We start from the raw sequence: 22,490 nt of genomic DNA on the forward strand, positions 1-22,490 counted from the left end.
TGAAGCCCTAGCCCTTCCTGCCCCGCCGGAACACGCCGACGAGCTCGACATGAGCGGAATAGCGGAACTGGTCGACCGGCGTCACGGCCTCCAGCGCATAGCCGCCCGCAACGAGGGTCGCGGCGTCGCGCGCGAAGCTCGCCGCATCGCAGGAGACGTAGATCACATCCTTGACCTTGGAGGCCGCCAAGCGCTTGACCTGCGCCTCCGCGCCGGCCCGCGGCGGATCGAGCACGATGATTTCGAAGCCGTTGAGCTCATGCTCCAGCAGCGGGCGGCGGAACAGGTCGCGCGTCTCGGTCGCGATGGGTTTGAGCCCTTGCGTCGCACCGGCGCCCTTGGCCAGCGCCAGCATTGCCGCCTTGTCGCTTTCGACGGCGAGCACCTGCATCTTCTCGGCGATGCGGAAGCTGAACGGGCCGCAGCCGGCGAAGAGATCGGCCGCGCGCTTGCCCTTGGGCAGCGCCGCCATGACGAGCCCGGCCAGCACGTCCTCGCCCGCGGCCGTCGCCTGCAGGAAGCCGCCCGCGGCCGGCGCCACCAGCGCCTTGCCCATGTGCTGCAAGGGCGGGCGGCGCTCGACGACGATCTCGCCATGGTTCGAGAGCCGGGCGAGATCGAGCCGCTCGGCCAATTGCGTCAGCGCGAGCCGAAGCTTGTCACCGAGCGGGCCATGGCCGCGCATATCGACATCGAGCCCGGCTTCCGAGGCGGTGACCTGGATATCGAGCGGCTTGTTGGCGCCGCCCATCCGGTTCGCCAGCATCAGGGCGACGGCAGGCGCGCGGTCGAGCCCCGGCGCCAGCACCGGGCAGGCTTCGACCGAAATCAGATCATGGCTGCGGGCTGCCATGAAGCCGACGACCATCGCTTCGCCCTGGCGGCGGGCATGGAAGGTGACGCGGCGGCGACCTGCGCCATGGGCATCGACGAGATCGGCGACCGGCGCATCGATGCCGGCGCGGCTGAGCGCGGTGACGACCTGCTGCCGCTTCCATTCGCGGTAGAGGCCGGGCGCCATGTGCTGGGCCGCACAGCCGCCGCAGCGGGTAAAGAGCGGGCAGATCGCGGCGATGCGGGACTCGGAGGGCGCGATGATCTCGACGAGCTGGCCCCGCTCGCCATCGACCACGGCGCGCACGGTCTCGCCCGGCAGCGTGTAGGGAATGAAGATGCTGCCGGAGGCGGCCTGCACGATGCCATCGCCCTTCTGGCCAAGGCGATCGACGGTGAGAACTTCATTCATGGCGAGCTTCGGAGAAGAAATTTCTCCGGCTTGCGGCTTGGCAACTGGCATTGTTCCGAACTCGGGGCGAAAGGCCCGCTCACTGATGACCTCGGTAGGGCTTTCGCCTATCAGGTCAGGGACGAATTGGGAAATCCTGCCATGACTATCCGCGCGAAGATCGACATGAAGGATGGCGTCATCGAAGCCATCGGCAACACCCCGCTCATCAAGCTCGAACGCGCCTCGGCGGAGACCGGCTGCACCATTCTCGGCAAGGCCGAGTTCATGAATCCCGGCCAGTCGGTGAAGGATCGCGCCGCGCTCGCGATCATCCGCGATGCCGAGGCGAAGAGGCTGTTGAAGCCCGGCGGCGTCATCGTCGAAGGCACAGCCGGCAATACCGGCATCGGCATCGCGCTCGTCGGCAATGCCTTGGGCTATCGCTCGGTCATCGTCATCCCGGAGACGCAGAGCCAGGAGAAGAAGGACATGCTGCGGCTGGCCGGCGCGACGCTGGTCGAGGTGCCAGCGGCTCCTTACGCCAATCCGAACAATTACGTGAAGGTCTCCGGCCGCCTCGCCGAGGAGCTGGCGAAGACCGAGCCGAACGGCGCGATCTGGGCCAATCAATTCGACAATGTCGCCAACCGGCAGGGCCATCTCGACACGACCGGCCCGGAAATCTGGGAGCAGACGGCAGGTCAGGTCGATGGCTTCATCTGTGCGGTCGGCTCGGGCGGGACGCTGGCCGGTGTCGGCATGGCGCTCAAGGCGCGCAATCCCAAGGTGACGATCGGGCTGGCCGATCCGATGGGCGCGGCGCTCTACTCCTACTACACGGCGGGCGTTCTCAAGGCCGAGGGTTCCTCGATCACCGAGGGCATCGGCCAGGGCCGGATCACCGCCAATCTGGTGGATGCGCCGGTCGATGTTGCCTTCCAGATCCCGGATGCGGAAGCGGTGCAGATCGTCTTCGACCTGCTGGAGCGAGAGGGCCTGTGCCTCGGCGGCTCATCGGGCATCAATGTCGCCGGGGCGATCCGGCTGGCGCAGCAGATGGGTCCAGGCCACACCATCGTGACGGTGCTCTGCGACTACGGCACGCGCTACCAGTCGAAGCTGTTCAATCCGGAATTCCTGCGCTCCAAGAACCTGCCGGTTCCCGGCTGGCTGGAGCGTGACGGTTCGGCGCTGAAGCAGGTCGTCGCGAAGGTGATGGCCTGAGCATCCCAAGACCATGACAGGGCGTCATTCTCGGGCTTGACCCGAGAATCTCTGGACGCTGAGGCGCAAGAGCCTCTTTCGGCACGAGATGCTCGGGTCAAGCCCGAGCATGACGAGGGTGTGCCTTTGCCTTCACGCCGCGCGGGGCGTCGCGTCGATCACCTCGATATCGCCGGCACGGTCATACTGCGCCTGGTCGAGCATGCCCTGACGCTTGGCGACGAGGGTCGGCACCAGCGCCTGACCGGCGACGTTCACCGCCGTGCGGCCCATGTCGAGGATCGGGTCGATGGCAAGCAGCAGGCCGACACCGGCCAGCGGCAGGCCGAGCGTCGAGAGCGTCAGCGTCAGCATCACCGTCGCGCCGGTGAGGCCGGCGGTAGCGGCCGAGCCGATGACCGAGACGAAGGCGATCAGGACGTATTCCTGGATGCCTAGCGGCACGCCGTAGAACTGCGCGACGAAGATCGCCGAGATCGCCGGATAGATCGCGGCGCAGCCGTCCATCTTGGTGGTCGCGCCGAGCGGCACGGCAAAGGCGGCGTATTCGCGGGGCACGCCGAGGCTCTTCTCGGTCACAGCCTCGGTCACCGGCAGAGTGCCGATCGAGGAGCGCGAGACGAAGGCGAGCTGGATCGCCGGCCAGGCGCCCGCGAAGAAGCGCGCCGGCGACAGCCCGTGCAGGATGAGCAGCGCCGGGTAGACGACGAGCAGCACGATAGCCAGGCCGAGATAGACGGCAAAGGCATACCAGGAGAGCTGCTCCAGCGTCTGCCAGCCATATTGCGCGACGGCGTTGCCAAGCAGGCCGATGGTGCCGATCGGCGTCAGGCGGATCACCCACCACAGGACCTTGCGGACGATCGCGAGGAACGACTCGTTCAGCGCAAGGAAGCTGTTGGCGCGCTCGCCGACCTTCAGGGCCGCGACGCCAACGACGATCGAGATCACCAGCAATTGCAGCACATTGAAGCCGAGGCGCGTGGTCGCGCCGCTACCCTCGACGCGCGTCGTCGCCTGCAGGGCGAACATGTTGGCAGGCACCAGCCCCTTCAGGAAATCGAGCCAGGAGCCGACCGAGCCCGGCGCCTTGGCGCTGGCGGCGGCGACGCCGGCATTGATGCCGGGCTGGATGATAAGGCCGAGCGCGATGCCGATCAGCACGGCGATGAAGGCAGTGATCGCGAACCAGAGCAGCGTCTGCCAGACCAGAGCGGCGGCATTCGAGAGCTGGCGGAGGTTGCTGATCGAGGCGACGATCGCCGTGAAGATCAAGGGCGGCACCAGCGCCTGCAGGAGCTGCACGAAAATCGAGCCGGTGGTCGCGAGCGTGACGGTCAGCCAGTTCGGCTGGCCGGGCGCGACCGGGCCCATGTTGCGCGCGACCCAGCCCAGCACGAGGCCGATCACCATGGCCGCCAGCACCTGGAAGCCGAAGCTCGAATAGAACGGTTTTGAACCGGCCCCGGCTGTGCCGGTCCGGGGAATTGCGGTGGTCATGACAGGATCTCTTCTGCTTCGGCCCATGGCCGTAGATGAATGTTCCTATACACCTCCGGAACCGGCCGCTGCAAAAGCGGATATTTTCATTCTTTGGCGATCTGGCGATAAAAATATTCTCCCTGATCCGCTTGAGACTCGCTTACCTGTCATTCCGGGCTTCGCGGAGCGAAGAACCCGGAACCCACGACTGGGTGAGGCATTCCATGTCGGGTTATAGGCGGCTCGCCCGGTCGTGGGTTCCGGGTTCGCGCCTTTGGCGCGCCCCGGAATGACAGGGGGCGCGGATGCGCGCGGCGGCGAGTGTCCCCTCGCCGCATCATCCCATTTGCCGGAAAAGTGTTTCCCACGGAGATCGAACGGTTCTAGCCTGCACTCCGATGATCCAGCGATCGGCGAGGTGGTCGCATGTCAGTCTCGGAAGTCCGGCTCACGTCCCCCGCCCCGCGGGCTACGCCGCACGCCGCCATGCCGCCCGAACAGGAGCATCCGCACCAGGACGGTGTCGTCGCGTCCGGCGTCTATGTTCATGGCGTGCGGGTTGCCGATATCCCGGTCGCCGAAGCCGGCGAATGGGCACGCAAGGACGACCATGTCGTCTGGATCGGCCTGTGCGAGCCGGAGCCTGCGCTGCTGCGCTGTGTGCAGCAGCAGTTCAACCTGCACCCGCTCGCGGTCGAGGACGCGACCAACGCGCATCAGCGGCCCAAGCTCGAGCAATATGGCGACGCGCTCTTCGTGGTCGCCCGCACCGCCCAGTTGATCGACGGGCGCATCGCCTTCGGCGAGACCCATATCTTCGTCGGGCGCGGCTATATCGTCAGCGTCCGGCACGGTGCCTCGACCTCGTACAAGTCGGTCAGGCAGCATTGGGAGACCTGCCCGACCTCGCTGGCGAAGGGCGAGGACTTCATCCTCTACGCGATCCTCGATTTCATCGTCGACAACTACATGCCGGTGCTCGAAGCGATCCATGACGAGGTCGAGGAGATCGAGGACAAGATCCTGGCCAAGCCGATGGGACGCTCCGATATCGAGCGGCTCTACATGCTCAGGCGTGACCTGCTGCGCCTGCGCAATGCGGTGGCGCCCTTGGTCGATGTCTGCCAGCGCCTGATGAACGGCACGGTGCCGCAGGTCCGTCCGACGCTCGCGCCGATGTTCCGCGACGTGACCGACCATGTCCGCACCGTGCAGGAGAAGATCGACAGCCTGCGCGAGGTTCTGGCCTTCGCCTTCGAGGCGAGCCTGCTGGTCGGGCAGAGCCAGGAAAGCCTGATCACCAAGCGACTGGCCTCCTGGGCCGCGATCCTGGCCGTGCCCACGGCGGTGGCCGGCATCTACGGCATGAATTTCGAGAACATGCCGGAACTCAAGATGTATTACGGCTACTATTCCGTGCTGACGCTGATCGTCTGCACCTGTTCGATCCTGTACTGGCGCTTCAGGCGGAACGGTTGGCTGTAGCTACCTCAAGGGCCAGACCAGCAGGATCATCGGCACCGCGAGCAGGATGACCAGCAGGGACAGCGGTGCGCCGAGCCTTGCATAATCGCTGAAGCGATAGCCGCCTGGCCCCATCACCAGCGTGTTGCACTGATGGCCGATCGGCGTGAGGAAGTCGCAGGCTGCGCCGATCGCCACCGCCATCAGGAAGGCATCGGGATTGTAGCCGAGGTTTTTCGCGAAGCCCGCGCCGATCGGCGCCATGACCAGCACCGTCGCGGCATTGTTGAGGAAGGGCGTCACCGCCATAGCTGCCACGAGGATGAGCGCGACCGAGGCCCAACCCGGCAAACCGCCTCCGATCATGGCGAGCCAGGAGGCGAAGAGATCGGTCGCGCCGGTGGTCCGCAGGGAGTCGGAGACCGGGATCAGCGCCGCCAGCATCAGCAGGATCGGGGCATCGATGCTGTGATAGGCCTCGCGCAGGGGCACGCAGCGGAAGGCGATCAGCAGCACGGCGGCAGCGAAGAAGACGAGCGGCACCGGGGCCAACCCCGCCGCCAGTGCGATGATGGCGGCCAGCACGATCGTCACGGTCAGGACGACGCGGCGCGTCGAGCCCAGCGGCACCAGCCGGTCCGCCAGCGGCAGCAGGCTGAGCTCGGAGAGCTTTTCGGGCAGCAGCTTCTCGTCGCCCTGGATGACGACGATATCGCCGGCCCGCAGGCGGATATCGCGCAGGCGCTGGCTGAAGCGCTCGCCCGATCGGCTGATCGCGATCATGTTGACGCCGAAGCGGCTATGCAGGGCGATATCGCCGGCCGACTGGCCGATCAGGGTCGAATCCGGGCCGATGATCGCCTCGGCGATGCGGTCGGGATCGAGCGCATCCTCCTTTTGGGTCGGGCGGTCCTTGCCGGTGAGGTCGAGCCCGCCTTCGGCGACGACCCGCTCCAGCACGGCAGCGTCACCGCGCAGCAGCACGATGTCGCCGGCTTTCAGCGAGGCATCGGGCAGCGGCGCCTGGACGCGGCGCTCGTTGCGCAGGATCGAGACGATCTCGATGCCTTCGCCAATCGCCTTGAGATCGGCGACCGTCTTGCCGGCAAGCGGCGATTTCCCGTTGAGCTTGGCCTCGGTCAGGTAGTCCTTGATGTCGATCGCCTGATCGAGCGAGACCGCACCGCGGCGATCGCGCGGCAGGAGGCGGTAGCCGAGGCTAAGGAAGAGGCAGCCGGCGACGGCCACGACGATCCCTACGGGTGCGAAATCGAACATCCGGAACGGCTCGCCGCCGAGTTCCTGCCGGACGCGGGCGACGATGACATTGGGCGAGGTACCGACCAGCGTGACGATGCCGCCGAGCAGCGAGGCGAAGGCCATCGGCATCAGGAAGACAGAGGGCGATGTCCCGTTCTTGCGGGCGAGCTGATAGGCGATCGGCAGCATCATCGCGAGCGCGCCGATATTCTTGATGATCGCCGACATCACCGCGACGACGAAGACGAGCAACGGCACCTGCAATTGCGTCGAGGTCAGGCCCGAGCCCAGCTTCGCGAATAATCGCTCGATGATGCGCGAGCGCGCCACGGCGGCGCTCAGCACCAGCGCGCTGCCGACGATGATGACGATGTCGTCGGAGAAACCCTTGAAGGCCTCAGCCGCCGGCACCAACCCGAGCGCGACGGCGGTGAGCAGTGCCAGCATCGCGACGATGTCGTAGCGCAGCCGCCCCCACAGGAAGGCGGCCATCATGCCGGCGACGAGAAGGACAGAGAGAATCTGCGGCTGAGTCATCCGGCTTGCAGCGTAGCGCGCGCGGCCAGTGCCTCACAGCCACTTCTTCCAGCGGAAGAACAGGTAGGGCAGGATCGCGGCCACCACCATGATGCCGAGCGACAGGGGATAGCCAATCTCCCATTTCAGTTCGGGCATCTTCTCGAAATTCATGCCGTAGATCGAGGCGACCAGCGTCGGCGGCATGAAGACCACGGCAACGACCGAGAACAGCTTGATGATCTTGTTCTGCTCGATCGAGACGAGGCCGAGCGTCGCGTTCAGCATGAACTGCAGCTTGTTCGACAGGAAAGTGGCGTGCTCCTCGATCGCCTGCACGTCGCGAATCGCGGCGCGCCATTCCGGGGTGAAGCCGCTCGCCGCCTTCTTGGTGCGCTTGAAATTCGCCGAGAGGTACAGGAGCACCCGCTCGATCGAGACCATGCTCTCGCGGACATTCGAGATGATGTGCTCGTATTGGCCGATCTTGCGCACCACCGCCTGGTAGACGCGGCCCTGCTCGACGCTGGCGCTGTTGCCGTCGAAGATCTGGCGCGAGCGCAGGTCGATGCGGTCGCCGACGCCGCGCAGCACCTCGGCGGCACGGTCGACGATCGATTCGACCAGCCCTTCGATCACCCCCGCCGGCTCAAGCTCGCAGCCGCCCGGCTTGGTCGCCCGGTTGAGGAAGATGTTGAAGGCACCGGGCTCGTCATAGCGCACCGTGACCAGCGCCTTCTCGGTCAGGATGAAGGTGACGTCGGCGAGCCGCGGCACGTTGCTTTCCGAATGACAGATGACGCGCGCCGTCATGTAGTGCGCGCCGTCCTCGGCATAGATCGTCTCGGACGGCTCGAGGTCGTGCATCTCCTCCCGCGTCGGGATCGAGATACCGAGATGCTTCTCGACCTTGGAATCCTCCGTGCCGCTGGGATTGAGCAGGTCGATCCAGATCGAGCCGGGCGGAATCTCCTCCTCTTCGGCCAGCGAACGGTGAGAAAGCTTGTCACCGTTCTTGGGACAGATTCCGTGGATCAGAAGCATGGCTGGTCATCCGGGAGCGTGGCGTTGCTCGGCGCGATTTGCACTGCACCAACTCCAAACTCCCGGCGGTGTCAAACCGATGACGGCGTCAGACGCCGCCCTTCACGCCCTGCGGCGGCAGGCTGTCGGCCGGCACGAAGAAATCCGGCATCAGCGGCACTGAGGGGTCGACGCGGTAGGGGCTGAAATCGGTGACGCCCTCGCCGGCCATGAAGCTGTCATCGATCAGGAAGTTGCCTGAGAACTCGCGCGAGGGCTTCGAGAAGATCATATGGGCGGCGTCGGCGAGGATCTCCGGCGTGCGGCTCGCCTGCACCATCTTGTCGCCGCCGAGCAGGTTCTGGACCGCGGCGGTCGCGATCGTCGTGCGCGGCCAGAGCGCGTTGACCGCGATGCCCTGGCGCGCCAGCTCGCCGGCAAGGCCGAGCACGCAGAGGCTCATGCCGTATTTGGCGATCGAGTAGGCCAGATGCGGCGCGAACCACTGCGTCTTCATGTCGAGCGGCGGCGACAGCATCAGGATATGCGGGTTCTCAGCCTTCGCCAGATGGGGAATGGCGTATTTCGAGACCATGAAGGTGCCGCGCGTGTTGATCTGATGCATCAGATCGAAGCGCTTCATATCGGTCGTCTGCGTGTTGCTCAGCTGGATCGCGCTGGCATTGTTCACGACGATATCGATGCCCCCGAAGGTCTCGGTGGTCTTGGCGATCGCCTCGGCGACGCTCTGCTCGTCGCGGACATCGACCATCAAGGGCAGGCACTTGCCGCCGGCCGCCTCGATCTCGGCGGCGGAGGTGTAGATCGTGCCGGGGAGCTTCGGATGCGGCTCCGCCGTCTTGGCGGCGATGGTGACATTGGCGCCGTCCCGCGCTGCCCTGAGCGCGATGGCCAAGCCGATGCCGCGCGAGCCGCCGGTGATGAAAAGCGTCTTACCCTTGAGCGACATCGCCGCCTCCCTGTTGATTATCGATGACGTAGCGAGCCGGTTGCGAACCGTCCCGGTCGGTGAAGCCATAGGCACGCGCGAGATCGGCGACATGCAGCACTCGCCCGGCATGCCAAGCGACGTCGGGGTCGCCAGCCAGCGCCGCGACGGCCCGGCCGGCATAGAGCGGGGTCTCCGTGGTCTGATCGCCCAAGCCCGCATCGCGGACGCGCTCGGTCAGGACATGACCGGGCGAGAGGCCCAACGCCGTAACGCCGAAAGGCTTCAGCTCTTCGGCCATCGCGAAGCTCAGGCGGTTCATCGCCGCCTTGGCGAGGTCGTAGAAGACATCGCCGAGATAGAGGCCGCCCATGTCGAAGCTCAACGTGACGATGATGCCCGCGCGGGCCTGGATCATGGCCGGGGCCACTGCCCGCGCCAGCAGCAACTGGGCATAGACGCCGCTCTCGAAACTCTCGCCCAATCTGGCCGCCGGGCGGCGCCAGAACGGCGTGCCGAAGCTTGAGCCGTCGGGATAGCGCTCGCCGTCATAGCCTTCATTGCCGCCCCAGACCGCATCGACGACGCAATCGAGCCGGCCGAAGCGACGGAGGGCCCAGGCGACGAGCCCGTCGACATCACGTTCGCTGGTATGGTCGCAGAGATAGGGATAGCCCTTGCCGCCGGCGGCCTCGACCTCGCGGGCCGCGTCCTCGAAGGTCTCGGAGCGCTGGTCGGTGCGCGGCCCGGCCTCGCTGGAGCGGCCGGTGACGATGACGGTCGCGCCGGCTTCGCCGAGCGCCCTGGCGATGCCGCGCCCGAGCCCGCGCGAAGCGCCGGCGACGAGGCAGATGCGGCCGGAGAGGGACGGTTGCTCCGCGCTCATGGGCAATCCCCACGAAACGCCGCTAGCCACATTCCATCCTCTGCTCTATAGCCCCGCTCCCCTCGCAACGGAGCAGCACCATGGACAGCACCGATGTCGCCGCTTGCTGGGAGGCCAATGCCGAGACATGGACCCGGCATGCGCGGGCCGGCTACGACCTCTATCGCGACGCGCAGAACACGCCCGTCTTCCTGGCGAACCTGCCCGACATCACTGGCCTGAACGGGCTCGATATCGGCTGCGGCGAAGGCTCGAACACGCGCAAGCTCGCCGAAGCTGGCGGACGCATGATCGCCGTCGATATCGCGCCGACCTTCATCCGTCACGCGCAGGAGGCGGAAGCCGCGAAACCGCTCGGCATCGATTACCGGTTCGGCGACGGCACCGCCCTGCCCTTCCCGGACGCGCAGTTCGACTTCGCCACGGCCTTCATGTCGCTGATGGACATGCCGGCTCAGGACAAGGCGCTGGCGGAGGCTGCGCGCGTGCTGAAACCCGGCGGTTTCCTGCAGTTCTCTATTCTCCACCCCTGCTTTGCGCCGCCCTATCGCAAGGTGCTGCGCGACGACGCCGGCAATATCCGGGCGATCGAGGTCGGCCGCTATTTCGACGGCGTCGACGGCGAGGTCGAGACCTGGCGCTTCGGCGCCGCCCCAGTCGAGGTCAAGGCCAGCGTCGAGCCGTTCCGCGTGCCGCGCTTCCACCGCACGCTGAGCGAATGGGTGGCGATGATCGTGGCGGCCGGGCTCACGATCGAGCATATGGCCGAACCGCATGTCGATGCGGAGACGGCGCGGGCCATCCCCTATCTCGCCGACACGCATATCGTCCCGCTGTTCCTGCATATCCGCGCCCGCAAGGGCGCGGCGGCCTGAACGGGGCGCGGCTGCGCTCACGCGGCGAAAACCGCGGCCGCGTCGGCAATCGCACCGGCGCCCTCCGTGACCGCAAGTTCGAGGGCAGGCGCCTCGGTCGCGATGCATTCGGCGTAGAAGCGGGCCGTGGCGAGATCGGCAGTGCCCTCGGCTTCCGAGCGGGTGGCGAGCGCCTTCTTCGCCAGCCCCGTGCCGCCCTGCGCCAGCGCGAAGAGCTTGAGATAGGGCGTGGCGCCGGCCAGCGCGTCGGCCGGCTTGCCGCCGAGCGCGCCGAGCATCCATTCCGTGGCGCACTCCAGGGAATCGACGGCAGCACCGAGGCGGGCGGCGGCATGGCCGAAGCCCGGATTATTGGCGCGCTCGACCTCGGCGACGATGCCGCGCATCTCGTTGATCAGGGCATGCACGGCATCACCGCTGGACAACGGCAACTTGCGGGTGACGAGGTCGATCGCCTGGATGCCGTTGGTGCCCTCGTAGATCGCGGCGATACGGGCATCGCGCAGATGCTGGGCGGCGCCGGTCTCCTCGACGAAGCCCATGCCGCCATGGACCTGCACGCCGGTCGAGGCGACGTCGATACCGATATCGGTGGCATAGGCCTTGGCGATGGGGGTGAGGATCGCGGCGCGCTCGGACGCCGCCTTGCGCCTGGCCTCGTCGGTCTCGCGATGCGAGCGGTCGAGCGCTTCCGCGACCTGATAGGAGATGGCGCGGGCGCCTTGCGTCTTGGCGCGCATGTCCATCAGCATGCGGCGCACGTCCGGATGGACGATGATCGGGCTCATCGGCGCGCCCTTCGGCGCATCAAGCGCCGCGCCCTGCTTGCGCTCATGGGCGAAGGCCAGCGCCTGCTGATAGGCACGCTCGGCGATGGCGACGCCCTGCAGCGCGACATTGAGGCGGGCGTTGTTCATCATCGTGAACATGCAGGCGAGGCCGCGATTCTCCTCGCCGATCAGCCAGCCGATGGCGCCGTCATTGTCGCCGAAGGCCATGGAGCAGGTCGGCGAGGCATGGATGCCGAGCTTGTGCTCGATGCCAGAGCAGCGCAGGTCGTTATGCGCGCCGAGCGAGCCGTCGGCATTGACCATGAATTTCGGCACGAGGAAGAGCGAGATGCCGCGCGTGCCGGGAGGGGCATCGGGCAAGCGCGCCAGCACCAGGTGGATGATGTTCTCGGTCAGATCATGTTCGCCATAGGTGATGAAGATCTTCTGGCCGGTGATGCGATAGGTGCCGTCACTGAGGCGCTCGGCCTTGCTGCGCAGCGCGTTGAGATCCGAGCCGGCCTGCGGCTCGGTCAGGTTCATCGTGCCCATCCACTCGCCGGAGACGAGCTTGGCGAGATAGGTCTCCTTGAGATGGTCGGAGCCATGCGCATGGATCGCCTCGATCGCGCCGACCGTCAGCAGCGGGCCGAGCGCGAAGGCGAAGGCGGCCGAGTTCCACATCTCGATGCAGGCCGATTGCAGCAATGCCGGCAGGCCCTGCCCGCCATAGGCTTCCGGCGCCGGCAGCGCGTTCCAGCCGGCCTCGGCCCAGGCCTTGTAGGCTTCCTTCCAGCCCGGTGGCGTGGTGACGGCGCCGTCCTTCAGCTTCGAGCCGGTGAGATCGCCGACGCGGTTCAGCGGCGCGATCACGTCGTTGGCGAATTTCGCGGCCTCGTCGAGCACGGCTTCCGCCACGCCGCCTTCGAGCTCCGGCGCCAGCCCGTCTGCGATCAGCCTGTCGAGACCCGCGACGTTGCGCATGGTGGAGAGCATGTCCGAAACCGGGGCGCGATAGCTCATAACCGTCTCTCCCTGAGGCCGGCACTTGCCCTTGAAGGCAGCCGCAGCCTGCATTTGCCGTTGCCGCGATGGTAGCGAGGAACTATCGCCTAAGCCACGCGCAAGCGAGCGCGACCTTCGTCCCGTGCCGCACTCCTCAGTTAGTTTATATATAAACCATCTTTGGTCAATCGCATCGTGAACCAGCCCGTGTCTCCTCCTCGCCAGACGAAGCTCCTTGCCGCCGATGCCTCCGGCATCACTGAGGCTGCGACACTGCTGCGCGCGGGCGGGCTCGTGGCGATGCCGACCGAGACGGTCTACGGGCTTGCGGCCGATGCGACCTCCGGCACGGCGGTTGCCGGCATCTACGCGGCCAAGGAGCGGCCGAGCTTCAATCCGCTGATCTCGCACCTGCCCGATCTGGCTAGCGCGCGCCGGCAGGGCCTGTTCGACGCGAACGCGCTGGCGCTGGCGCAAGCCTTCTGGCCGGGCCCGTTGACGCTGGTCGTGCCGGCCTCGTCAGGCTGCACGGTGAGCGATCTCGCTCGGGCCGGGCTTCCGTCCGTTGCCTTGCGCGTTCCGGCGCATCCCATCGCGCATGCCGTACTGGAAGCCGCCGGGCGACCGATCGCGGCGCCTTCCGCCAACCGTTCCGGCCGGATCAGCGCCACCAGCGCTGCGCATGTGATCGCGGATCTGGAAGGGCGCATCGATGCCATCCTCGATGCCGGCCCGACCGAGGTCGGCGTCGAATCGACCATCGTCGCCTGCCTCGACGGCGCGCCGCGCCTGCTCCGCCCCGGCGGGGTGCCGCGCGAAGCGATCGAGCATGTCATCGGCCGGCCGCTGGTCATCGCCGGCGATGCAGGCCATGCGCCGATCTCGCCCGGCATGCTCGCCTCGCATTACGCCCCGGCGGCGCGGGTTAGGCTCGATGTCGAGGCGCCCTATGACGGCGAAGCCTGGCTCGGCTTCGGTCCCGAGGCCCAAGCGCACCCGGCCTCGCTCAATCTCAGCCCGAGCGGCGATCTGCGCGAGGCTGCCGCCCATCTCTTCGGCTATATGCGCCGGCTCGACGAGATGGGACGGAAGACCATAGCGGTCGCTCGCATCCCCGAGCATGGGCTGGGCGAAGCCATCAACGACCGTCTGCGGCGCGCGGCGGCGCCGCGCTGATCCCTGCTCTCCCGAGATTTGAATTCCTCCAGCTTGCATCATTGCAAGATATCGGCTTGCGTGCCCGCAGGAGGATGCCTTGCCGATGAATGCCAAGCTTGCCTGGGACGATTTCCGGCTGATCAAGGCCATTGCCGATCATGACGGGCTGACCGGGGCGGCGGCGGCGCTCTCCGTCAACCATTCGACCGTGTTCCGGCGGCTCGGCCAGATCGAGGAGCTCGTCGGGCTGCCGCTCTTCGAGCGGCGCAAGACGGGCTATGTCGCGACGGTCGCCGGGGCCGAGATGGCGGCGCTGGCGAGCCGGATGGACGAGGACGTCACCGCCTTTGCCCGGCGCCTCGCCGGGCGGGACGTCGCGCCCTCAGGCGAATTGCGGATTACCACGACCGACACGCTCTACCAGAACGTGCTGCTGCCGATCTTCGCCGCCTTCCGCAAGGCGCATCCGCTGATCCGACTGGATGTCGTCATCGGCAATCAGGCGCTCAACCTGTCGAAGCGCGACGCCGATATCGCGATCCGCGCCAGCGACACGCCGGGCGAGACGCTGGTCGGACGGCGCATCGCCACCATCGCCTGGGCAATCTATGGCCGCGCCGCGGACGGGATCACGCCCGAGGAGGAAGCCAGCCCCGCCCTGCTCTACCAGCGCGACTGGGTCGCGCTCGGCGACCAGCTCTCGCATGTGAAGGCGGCCCGATTCGTGCGCGAGCATGTCGCGCCGGAACGGATCGCGCTGAAGAGCTCGGCCGTGCTGGGGATCGCGGAAGCGGTCGCGCAGGGTCTCGGCATCGGGCCATTGCCCTGTTTCATCGCCGACCAGCGGCCGGAGCTGATCCGGCTCCTGCCGCCCAATCCGGATTTCGCCACGGGCCTCTGGGTGCTGACCCATCCCGACATCCGGCATGTGCCGCGCGTGCGCGCCTTCATGGATTTCTGCAGCAACGAGCTGGCGCGGCAGCGGGCGCTGTTCGAGGGGTAGCCCTCAGCCGATCTCGACGACCACCCTGCCCTTGACCTTGCCCTCGACGATCGCCTTGCCGGTCTCGATCACAGCATCGAGCGGGATCGTCGTGGTGATCAAAGCGAGCTTGTCGCGGTCGAGATCGCTGGCGAGGCGCTGCCAGGCCTCGAGCCGGCGCGGCTTCGGGCACATCACCGAATCGACGCCGAGCAAGGCGACGCCGCGCAGGATGAAGGGCGCGACAGAGGCCGGTAGGTCCATGCCCTGCGCGAGGCCGCAAGCGGCGATGGCGCCGCCATACTTCGTCATCGAAAGCAGGTTCGCGAGGGTATGCGAACCGACGGCGTCGACGCCGGCGATCCAGCGCTCCTTGCCGAGCGGGCGGCCGGGCGCCGCCAACTCGTTGCGGTCGATGATCTCGGCTGCACCGAGGCTCTTGAGATAGTCGGTCTCCTCGGCCCGGCCGGTCGAGGCGATGACATGCCAGCCGGCCTTGGCGAGCAGGGCGATCGCGACCGAACCGACGCCGCCGGCCGCGCCCGTGACCACGACCGGGCCGTCAGAGGGTTTCAGGCCGTGCTTCTCGAGCGCCAGCACGCAGAGCATGGCGGTGTAGCCCGCCGTGCCGATCGCCATCGCTTCGGCGGGCGTCAGGCCCGCCGGCAGCGGCACCAGCCAGTCGCCTTTCACCCGGCTCTTCTGGGCGTAGGCACCGAGATGGGTCTCGCCGGTGCCCCAACCGTTCAGGACAACGAGGTCACCGGGCTTGAAATCAGGATGGTCGGAGGTCTCGACCCGGCCGGCGAAGTCGATGCCGGGGATCATCGGCCAGCGGCGCACCACCGGCGCCTTGCCGGTGACGGCGAGCCCGTCCTTGTAGTTCACCGTCGAATGGGTGACGCGGACGGTGACGTCGCCCTCCATCAGGTCGCTCTCGGCGAAATCGGTAAAGGCGAGGTTCGGCCCGGCCTCGCCCTTGGTCGCCACGAGGGCCTTGAACGTCGTCATCACCATCTCCCGAGCGCTGGGCATCGGACCGAAAAGTGGAATCCGGTTTTCGGGAATTCCGATGCCGCTTCAAAAAAGCACGAAGGCCGACAAGGTTGCAGCGGCGTGCCGCCACCGCAACCCCATCGGCCGTGTGCAGGTTCGTCTTCCCGATCAGGCGGGCTGTGCTTCCGGCCGGTTCACCGGCCGCTCGACGATCGGCAGGTTGATTAGGGCCGAGGCGACGCCGAGCGCGACCGAGAGCCACCAGACGAACTGGTAATTGCCCATCGATTCGTAGAGCACGCCGCCAAGCCAGACGCCGAGGAAGCCACCGACCTGGTGCGAGAAGAAGGCGAAGCCATAGAGCATCGCCATGTACTTTGTGCCGAACATCAGCATGACCAGCGAGGAGGTCGGCGGCACGGTCGAGAGCCAGAACAGGCCGATGACGATGCCGAAGGTGATCGCGGTGGTCGGGCTGGGCGGCAGCAGGATGAAGGCGGCGATCGCGACCGCGCGGCCGAGATAGATCCAGGCGAGGAGATGGCGCTTCGGCATCCGCGTCGAGAGCCAGCCCGAGGAGAGCGAGCCGACGGCATTGGCGAGGCCGATGACCGCCAGCGTCCAGCCACCGACCCAGGCCGGCAGGCCGGCGTCCTTGAGATAGGCCGGCATATGCACGGTGATGAAGGCGAGCTGGAAGCCGCAGGTGAAGAAGCCGAGCACGAGCAGGACATAGCTGCGATGCTTGAAGGCCTCGCTTAGCGCCTGCACGATCGTCTGGTTCGGCAGGTTGGCCGCAGCGGCGCCGGCCGCAGCACCGGTCTTGCGCGTCGCCATGACGATCGAGATCGGCAGGATCGGCAGTAGCGTGAAGGCGAAGACGATCAACGCCTGCTGCCAGCCCAGCGTTTCGATCAGGATGTTGCCGATCGGCGGGAAGAGGAACTGGCCGAAGGAGCCGGCCGCCGTGCCGGCACCGAAGGCCATCGGCCGCCACTGCTCCGGCAGGAGCTTGCCGAAGGCGGCGAGCACGAGGTTGAACGAGCAGGCGGAGAGGCCGAAGCCGATCAGCACGCCGGCGCCGAGATGGAGCTGCAGCGGCGTCGTCGCATAAGCCATCATCACGAGGCCGGCGGCGTAGAGAAGCGCGCCGACGCAGAGCACGCGCACGGTACCGTAGCGATCGGCGATGGCGCCGGCGAATGGCGCGCCGAGACCCCAGAGCAGGTTCTGGATCGCCAGCGCCAGACTGAAGGTATCGCGGCCCCAGTTGAACTGGATCGTCATCGGGATCTGGAACAGGCCGGCGCTGGCACGCGGGCCGAAGGTGATGAGCGCGATCAGGCAGCCGGCCGCGACGATGATCTCCGGAGCGTAGCTGCGCGCTGGCGTGGACGTCATGGCTATCTCCGAAACGTCGAATGTGTGGCTACACGTTATCGCCCTGCCCGCACGGCAACCAGCGCGATTTCGTGACATTTCGCATCACGGCAAAGCATGGAAGGCAAGGCGCGTTCGCGCGTCTCCCGTCTGGGAGAAAATAGCGCGACGAAGCCGAAACGACGAGGGGTGGCGTGCCGCCGCATCATCGTCCCCTACGAAGCTCCGCTGTCGTTAACCGGCGCTCAACCTTACCGAGGCGATAACGGATTCCAACGAAGGCGCTCAGAGTTCGGCAGCGTCTTTCGTTCCGTGCGATCGGGACGGGTGTGTCGCTTTGAGTCATTGGCGTGTGCACAGGCATGGGCGGAAGGCGCGCCCCCTCGGCATCAAATGGGCCGCGAGCACCGTCGCGCCCTGGGCCCTGTCCGTCGGCATGCTCGTCTCCTTCACCGCCTCCGCCGGCCAGAATTTCGGCCCGACCGGCCTGCCGTCGAGCGCCATGGCCCGGGTCGCGCCCGGCCCCGTCTCCGAACTGGCGGAAGGCCCCTCGATGCTGGTCGCCGCCAGCGCCTTCCGTCTGCCCGGCCTTGCCCTGACATCCGCCGTCACGCAGGCGAAGCTTTCCTTCGAGGACCCGGAGCGGCGCATCGTCGTCGACCCGCGCGCGCCGCGCGAGGACATGAAGCGCTCCGTGGCCGCGAGCTTCCCCGAGGTCGACCGCACCGCCAAGGGCGACATGCTGCCGAGCCTGCGGCCGGGCCTCTCCGAACATCCGTCGATCGAGCTGGAGCGCGTCGTCTTCGGCGACACGCAGCCGAAGCTGATCTCGGGCGGCTTCTCGCTCGACGCGATGCGCGCGGCCGAAGCCGTCGACGGCCCGCAGACCGGCTTCGAGCCCTATGCCAACGACGAGGGGCTGACCGATCCGGCCCTGTCCGATTCCTCGCCGGTCTCGCCGTTCAAGCCGAAGATCCTCTCGGCGCGACAGGCGGAGCTTCATCTGGAAAGCATCGACGGCTCGTCGCCGTCAGTGCCGCAGGCAAGCCAGGCCTCGTCCTCGACACCGCTCGTCGGCTCGGTCATCGGCACGCTGACGCCCTCTGCCCTGCCGGCTCAGTCCGCCCCGCAACAGCGCGGGCGGATCGCGCTGGCCTCGGCGCCGGCCAATCGCGACCTGCGCCTGGCCGAGCCCGGCGTGAAGCAGGACTACACCAAGCTGATCGCGCCGGAGAACATGGCGAAGGAGCAGCGCTGCCTCGCGGAAGCCATCTATTTCGAGGCCCGCTCGGAGTCACTCCAGGGCCAGGCAGCCGTGGCGCAAGTGGTGCTCAACCGCGTGAAGAGCGGGCTTTATCCGAGCAGCGTCTGCGGCGTGGTCTACCAGAACAGCAACCGCTACCTCGCCTGCCAGTTCACCTTCACCTGCGAAGGCAAGTCCCTGCGCATCACCGAGCCCGCTTCCTGGCGCGACGCTGTCAGGATCGCGCGCGAGGTCCATGACGGCACGACCTATCTGCCGGAAGTCGGCGCCTCGACCCATTATCACGCCAATTACGTGCGGCCTTACTGGGCGAAGCGGCTGAAGAAGATGGATACGATCGGTCAGCACGTCTTCTACCAGCTGCGGCCGGGGCAGACCTGACGGAGCAGACCGCCTGTGGCCTCATCCACCTTGACGTGGCAGGCCGGCGCGGGCGCTACCCGAACAGGAAATGCCAGACGCCGTAACCGATGACGCCGACCCAACCGAACGTCACGACCGCGGTCAGGCCCAGGTAGAGCGCGATGAAAGCGTTGTCCTTGATATCGTCCATAAGGCCCTCCGCGGCGCGCGACCCGGCCACTCTCGCGAGTGACCGGGCCAGCCCAAACGGATGCGGCATGAAGGCTGGGCCAAGCCTCGCGAATGTCATAGCCAGGCAATTCCGGTGCCGGCGTCCTTTGTTCGAAGGGCGCGCGGCCTTTATGGATGACCTCCGGCCAATGACGCCGGTCAGGACTGCCGGTCACCGCGATCGGCTCTCTCCGTTAATGGAGCCGCGCTCCCAGATCGCCGCTCGGCCAGTGCCCGACTGACTAGAATCCGAGCGTTTTCCTTTACTTGGGCGCAATCTGCGTGAATGCGCGCACCAGCACCGAATTGGTTAATTTTACCTTGTTTTAGCGTTTACCTTGCGTTCATCACTTCGAGCAGGCTTCCTGTCCCCAACGAACGGCGCCCGGCGCCGTAACCGACAGGTCAGGTCAACATGGTGCGTTCGCTTTCTTCAGGCATCATCGCCGCTTCCAGCCTCACCGCTGCGCTCGTGCTCGGCGCATCAGTCGCCCAGGCCGGCGGCGGTTGCCGCGGCTCCGCTTGCTACAACCTCGTCAACACGCCGCCGGTCTACGGCACGATCGACGAGACCTATCAGGTCCGCCCGGCGCAGGTTCAGCGCCGCGTCGTGCCGGCCGAGTACGAGACGGTCACCGACACGGTGATGATCGCTCCCGAGCGCCGCATCCCGCATCACCGCGCCGCCGTCTATGAGACGGTGACCGAGAAGGTGCTGATCTCATCCGCCACTCGCCGCTGGGAAGTGACGCGCGACGCCTGGGGCAATACGGTCGGCTGCTGGGTCGATGTGCCCGCCCGCTACGGCTACCAGAGCCGCCGCGTCGAGGTTTCACCGGCTACCATCGATTACGAGACGGTTCCGGCCGTCTACACGCAGCGTCAGCGCCAGGTGATGGTGCGCCCCACCCAGGTCGTGCGGGAGGAGATTCCCGCCGCCTATGAGACCCGGCAGCGCCAGGTGATGGTCAGCGCCGGTTCGCAGTACTGGTCCCGCTCGCGCTACTGAGCGGACCGACAGAGTTTCATGCAGACCCTTTTATACCCACGGAACGACCACTTTCACCCCGGCCCTCGCGCCGGGGTTTTTTCCTGGCCGGTTTTCCCAAGGCGCAGAGCGCCGTCATTCCCAGGCATGGCAAAGCCGTGAGCCCGGAATCAGGAACCGCTGAATCTGATCGAAACCTGCGCAGATCGGCAACACCCCGAAAGGCGGCGGTTCCGGACCCCGGAATGGCGGCTATGCGCGATGTAACAGGGAGCGTCCGCTCAGGCGAGCTTGTCGCCGAGCAGGAGAACGCAAACGCCGACGACGAAGGCGAGGAAGCGAGCGGGCATGCGGACCAGCGTGCCCGGAGGACGGCCCGTCGCAAAACCGACGAGCAATTCGACGATCCCCAGACCGAACAGCACGATGGCGAAAGGCGGCAGGGCTCCGTCCGGGGCGATGAGGCCGGCCCGGACCGCCCAGGCGACGATCGTTCCGAGAACGGCGCCCAGCGCGATGAACAGAAGCTCGTTTCGCGACAGGCGCATCGCTTCGTCAGCGCCGGCGGAAGTTCTGGCGCGGAGCGGACGGACCGGGGCCCGCGGTCTTCTGGCGGAAGTTGATGCGGCCGCGATCAAGGTCGTAGGGCGACATCTCGACGATGACGCGATCGCCCGCGATGGTGCGGATGCGGTTCTTCTTCATCTTGCCGGCGGCATAGGCCAGGATGATGTGATCGTTGTCGAGCTTCACCCGGTAGTTGCCGTCCGGGAGCACCTCGACCACGGTGCCGTCGAATTCAAGCAGTTCTTCTTTCGCCATCTGTCGTCCTTCGTGAGCCCTAGGGCGCGTGGGCGAGCCTTCGTCTCAGAGGCTCGCCCTTGGTTCTGGTCGATCGCGCGTCAGCGCGCGCGCCGCCGGGCGCCGTTGGTGCGTGGTTGCTGTGTTCTTTGCTGCAAGAACGCGACGCCGCCAAGCCCTTCTTTTGCGGAAACGCCGTCTTTTCGCTGTGCCGCCTGCTCAGGGCGCGGGGCACGCTCGGGATGGCGCGGACGCTCGTGACGCTCCTGGCGCTGGCCGCCATTGGCAGGCTGGTTGCGCTGGCCGCCCTCAGCGGGCTTGCCACCGCGCGGCTGCTGCTGCCCTTGCGGGCGAGCCTGCTGCTGGCCCTGCGGACGGGCACCTTGCTGGCCCTGCGGGCGGCCTGGACCACCACGTCCGCCACCGTTCTGCTGCTGGCCACGCCCGCCGCCGCGCTGGTTCTGCGGCGGCTTCTTCGGCGTGCGGCCATCCCAATAGGGCACCGCGCCGATCGGGGTGATCGCGACCTTGGTCAGCTTCTCGATGGCAGCGAGATCGCCGCGCTCTTCCGGCGTGCAGAAGGCGATGGCGAGGCCCGACGCGCCGGCGCGTGCGGTGCGGCCGATGCGGTGGACATAGGTCTCCGGCACGTTCGGCAGGTCGAAATTCACGACATGGCTGATGCCGTCGACATCGATGCCGCGCGCCGCGATGTCGGTGGCGACGAGGATGCGCAGGCTGCCGTCGCGGAAAGCGCCAAGTGCCCGCTCACGTTGGCTCTGGCTCTTGTTGCCGTGGATCGCGGCCGCTTCGATGCCTGACGCGCCGAGCTGACGCACGACCTTGTCGGCGCCGTGCTTGGTGCGGGTGAAGACGATGGCGCGCTCGAGCTCGGGCACGTTCAGCGTCTTCGCCAGCAGTGCCGGCTTGTCGCCCGGCTCGGTGAAGATGACGCGCTGGTCGATCTTCTCGGCGGTGGTCGCGACCGGCGCCACCGCGACCTCGACCGGATCGGTGAGATAGGCGGAGGCGATCTCGCGGATCGGCTTCGGCATGGTCGCCGAGAAGAGCAGCGTGTGGCGCTCCTTCGGGATCAGGGTCGCGATGCGGCGCAGCGCATGGATGAAGCCGAGGTCGAGCATCTGGTCGGCCTCGTCGAGGACGAGGAACTCGATCTCGCGCAGCGAGACGGCGCGCTGGTCGACGAGGTCGAGCAGGCGGCCGGGCGTGGCGACGAGGATGTCGACCTTCTCACCGAGCGCGCGGATCTGCTTGCCGACGGGCACGCCGCCGAAGATCACCGTCGATTTCAGCGAGGTGTAGCGGGCATAGGTGCGGATGCTGGCTTCGATCTGGGCCGAGAGCTCACGCGTCGGCGACAGGATGAGCGCACGCACGCTGCGGGCCGGCATCTGGCGCGGCTTGGCGAGCAGGCGATGCAGCATCGGCAGCGAGAAGGCAGCGGTCTTGCCGGTGCCGGTCTGGGCGGCGCCGAGCAGGTCGCGGCCCTGCAGAATATGAGGGATCGCCTGCGCCTGGATCGGCGTCGGCGTTTCATAGCCCTCGGCCGCGAGCGCCTTGAGAAGGGGCTCGGCGAGGCCGAGATCGGTAAACTTGGTCAAGAAGGATCTTTCCGGACGCCGCGATGCGAGGGGCGCATGTGGGT

19 protein-coding genes are annotated in these 22,490 nt (G+C 67.0%); 7 read left to right on the forward strand and 12 right to left on the reverse strand.

Annotation, left to right across the window (positions count from 1 at the left end; all coding sequences use genetic code 11):
• Positions 1–7: 7 nt before the first annotated feature.
• Positions 8–1,246, reverse strand: coding sequence for a class I SAM-dependent RNA methyltransferase (locus tag AC3WMA_RS04290; protein ID WP_492284150.1), 1,239 nt, complete (start codon positions 1,244–1,246; stop codon positions 8–10).
• A gap of 141 nt (positions 1,247–1,387) precedes the next feature.
• Here AC3WMA_RS04290 and AC3WMA_RS04295 point away from each other — a divergent pair, with 141 nt between their 5' ends.
• Positions 1,388–2,452, forward strand: coding sequence for a cysteine synthase A (locus AC3WMA_RS04295; RefSeq protein ID WP_492284151.1), 1,065 nt, complete (start codon positions 1,388–1,390; stop codon positions 2,450–2,452).
• 132 nt (positions 2,453–2,584) lie between these two features.
• Here AC3WMA_RS04295 and AC3WMA_RS04300 read toward each other — a convergent pair whose 3' ends face one another.
• Positions 2,585–3,952 carry a dicarboxylate/amino acid:cation symporter gene (locus AC3WMA_RS04300; protein ID WP_492284152.1) on the reverse strand — a complete coding sequence of 456 codons (1,368 nt, stop codon included), beginning with the start codon at positions 3,950–3,952 and terminating at the stop codon, positions 2,585–2,587.
• A gap of 468 nt (positions 3,953–4,420) precedes the next feature.
• On the opposite strand from AC3WMA_RS04300, the gene AC3WMA_RS04305 reads away from it, so the two are divergent.
• Positions 4,421–5,419 (forward strand): magnesium and cobalt transport protein CorA, encoded by a 999-nt coding sequence (locus AC3WMA_RS04305; RefSeq protein ID WP_492284153.1) that lies wholly within the window; start codon positions 4,421–4,423, stop codon positions 5,417–5,419.
• On the opposite strand, the gene AC3WMA_RS04310 is transcribed toward AC3WMA_RS04305, so the two are convergent.
• The 4 genes from AC3WMA_RS04310 to AC3WMA_RS04325 all read right to left on the reverse strand — a co-directional run bounded on the left by AC3WMA_RS04310 (position 5,420) and on the right by AC3WMA_RS04325 (position 10,032).
• Positions 5,420–7,195, reverse strand: coding sequence for an SLC13 family permease (locus tag AC3WMA_RS04310; RefSeq protein WP_492284154.1), 1,776 nt, complete (start codon positions 7,193–7,195; stop codon positions 5,420–5,422). It abuts the gene before it with no gap.
• 33 nt (positions 7,196–7,228) lie between these two features.
• Positions 7,229–8,218 (reverse strand): magnesium transporter CorA family protein, encoded by a 990-nt coding sequence (locus tag AC3WMA_RS04315; protein ID WP_492284155.1) that lies wholly within the window; start codon positions 8,216–8,218, stop codon positions 7,229–7,231.
• Positions 8,219–8,306: 88 nt separating this feature from the next.
• Entirely contained in the window at positions 8,307–9,167 is an 861-nt protein-coding gene (locus tag AC3WMA_RS04320) for an SDR family oxidoreductase (RefSeq protein WP_492284156.1), read from the reverse strand.
• A complete protein-coding gene (locus AC3WMA_RS04325; protein ID WP_492284157.1) occupies positions 9,151–10,032 on the reverse strand; it encodes an SDR family NAD(P)-dependent oxidoreductase in 882 nt (293 codons plus the stop codon). The genes AC3WMA_RS04320 and AC3WMA_RS04325 overlap by 17 nt, the downstream gene beginning before the upstream one ends.
• Before the next feature lie 80 nt (positions 10,033–10,112).
• Here AC3WMA_RS04325 and AC3WMA_RS04330 point away from each other — a divergent pair, with 80 nt between their 5' ends.
• Positions 10,113–10,907 (forward strand): class I SAM-dependent methyltransferase, encoded by a 795-nt coding sequence (locus AC3WMA_RS04330; protein ID WP_492284158.1) that lies wholly within the window; start codon positions 10,113–10,115, stop codon positions 10,905–10,907.
• Between the two features lie 17 nt (positions 10,908–10,924).
• Here the strand turns inward: AC3WMA_RS04330 and AC3WMA_RS04335 are convergent, their stop codons facing one another.
• Positions 10,925–12,700, reverse strand: a complete 1,776-nt coding sequence (locus AC3WMA_RS04335) for an acyl-CoA dehydrogenase family protein (protein WP_492284159.1) — start codon at positions 12,698–12,700, stop codon at positions 10,925–10,927.
• Between the two features lie 177 nt (positions 12,701–12,877).
• Here AC3WMA_RS04335 and AC3WMA_RS04340 point away from each other — a divergent pair, with 177 nt between their 5' ends.
• Together AC3WMA_RS04340 and AC3WMA_RS04345 are read left to right on the forward strand one after the other, a co-directional pair.
• On the forward strand, positions 12,878–13,858 hold the full coding sequence (locus tag AC3WMA_RS04340; RefSeq protein ID WP_492284160.1) for an L-threonylcarbamoyladenylate synthase: 981 nt from the start codon (positions 12,878–12,880) through the stop codon (positions 13,856–13,858).
• A gap of 85 nt (positions 13,859–13,943) precedes the next feature.
• The gene (locus AC3WMA_RS04345) at positions 13,944–14,843 is read left to right on the forward strand and encodes a LysR family transcriptional regulator (RefSeq protein ID WP_492284161.1); all 900 of its coding nucleotides are present in this window, start codon (positions 13,944–13,946) and stop codon (positions 14,841–14,843) included.
• 3 nt (positions 14,844–14,846) lie between these two features.
• On the opposite strand, the gene acuI is transcribed toward AC3WMA_RS04345, so the two are convergent.
• Positions 14,847–15,833, reverse strand: coding sequence for an acrylyl-CoA reductase (NADPH) (gene acuI / locus AC3WMA_RS04350; RefSeq protein WP_492284162.1), 987 nt, complete (start codon positions 15,831–15,833; stop codon positions 14,847–14,849).
• A 153-nt stretch (positions 15,834–15,986) separates the two neighbouring features.
• On the reverse strand, positions 15,987–17,219 hold the full coding sequence (locus AC3WMA_RS04355; protein WP_492284163.1) for an MFS transporter: 1,233 nt from the start codon (positions 17,217–17,219) through the stop codon (positions 15,987–15,989).
• 316 nt (positions 17,220–17,535) lie between these two features.
• Here AC3WMA_RS04355 and AC3WMA_RS04360 point away from each other — a divergent pair, with 316 nt between their 5' ends.
• Positions 17,536–18,843: a cell wall hydrolase gene (locus AC3WMA_RS04360; RefSeq protein ID WP_492284164.1), complete on the forward strand. Its 1,308-nt coding sequence runs from the start codon at positions 17,536–17,538 to the stop codon at positions 18,841–18,843.
• 607 nt (positions 18,844–19,450) lie between these two features.
• Positions 19,451–20,044, forward strand: coding sequence for a hypothetical protein (locus AC3WMA_RS04365; protein ID WP_492284165.1), 594 nt, complete (start codon positions 19,451–19,453; stop codon positions 20,042–20,044).
• 260 nt (positions 20,045–20,304) lie between these two features.
• Here the strand turns inward: AC3WMA_RS04365 and AC3WMA_RS04370 are convergent, their stop codons facing one another.
• From AC3WMA_RS04370 to AC3WMA_RS04380, 3 genes are all read right to left on the reverse strand, one after another.
• Positions 20,305–20,571, reverse strand: coding sequence for a hypothetical protein (locus AC3WMA_RS04370; protein ID WP_492284166.1), 267 nt, complete (start codon positions 20,569–20,571; stop codon positions 20,305–20,307).
• A gap of 7 nt (positions 20,572–20,578) precedes the next feature.
• Entirely contained in the window at positions 20,579–20,845 is a 267-nt protein-coding gene (gene infA, locus AC3WMA_RS04375) for a translation initiation factor IF-1 (RefSeq protein ID WP_492284167.1), read from the reverse strand.
• A gap of 80 nt (positions 20,846–20,925) precedes the next feature.
• Positions 20,926–22,446, reverse strand: a complete 1,521-nt coding sequence (locus tag AC3WMA_RS04380; protein ID WP_492284168.1) for a DEAD/DEAH box helicase — start codon at positions 22,444–22,446, stop codon at positions 20,926–20,928.
• Positions 22,447–22,490: the final 44 nt, after the last annotated feature.

The sequence above is a fragment of the Allobosea sp. FW305-C-101 genome (assembly GCF_058783685.1).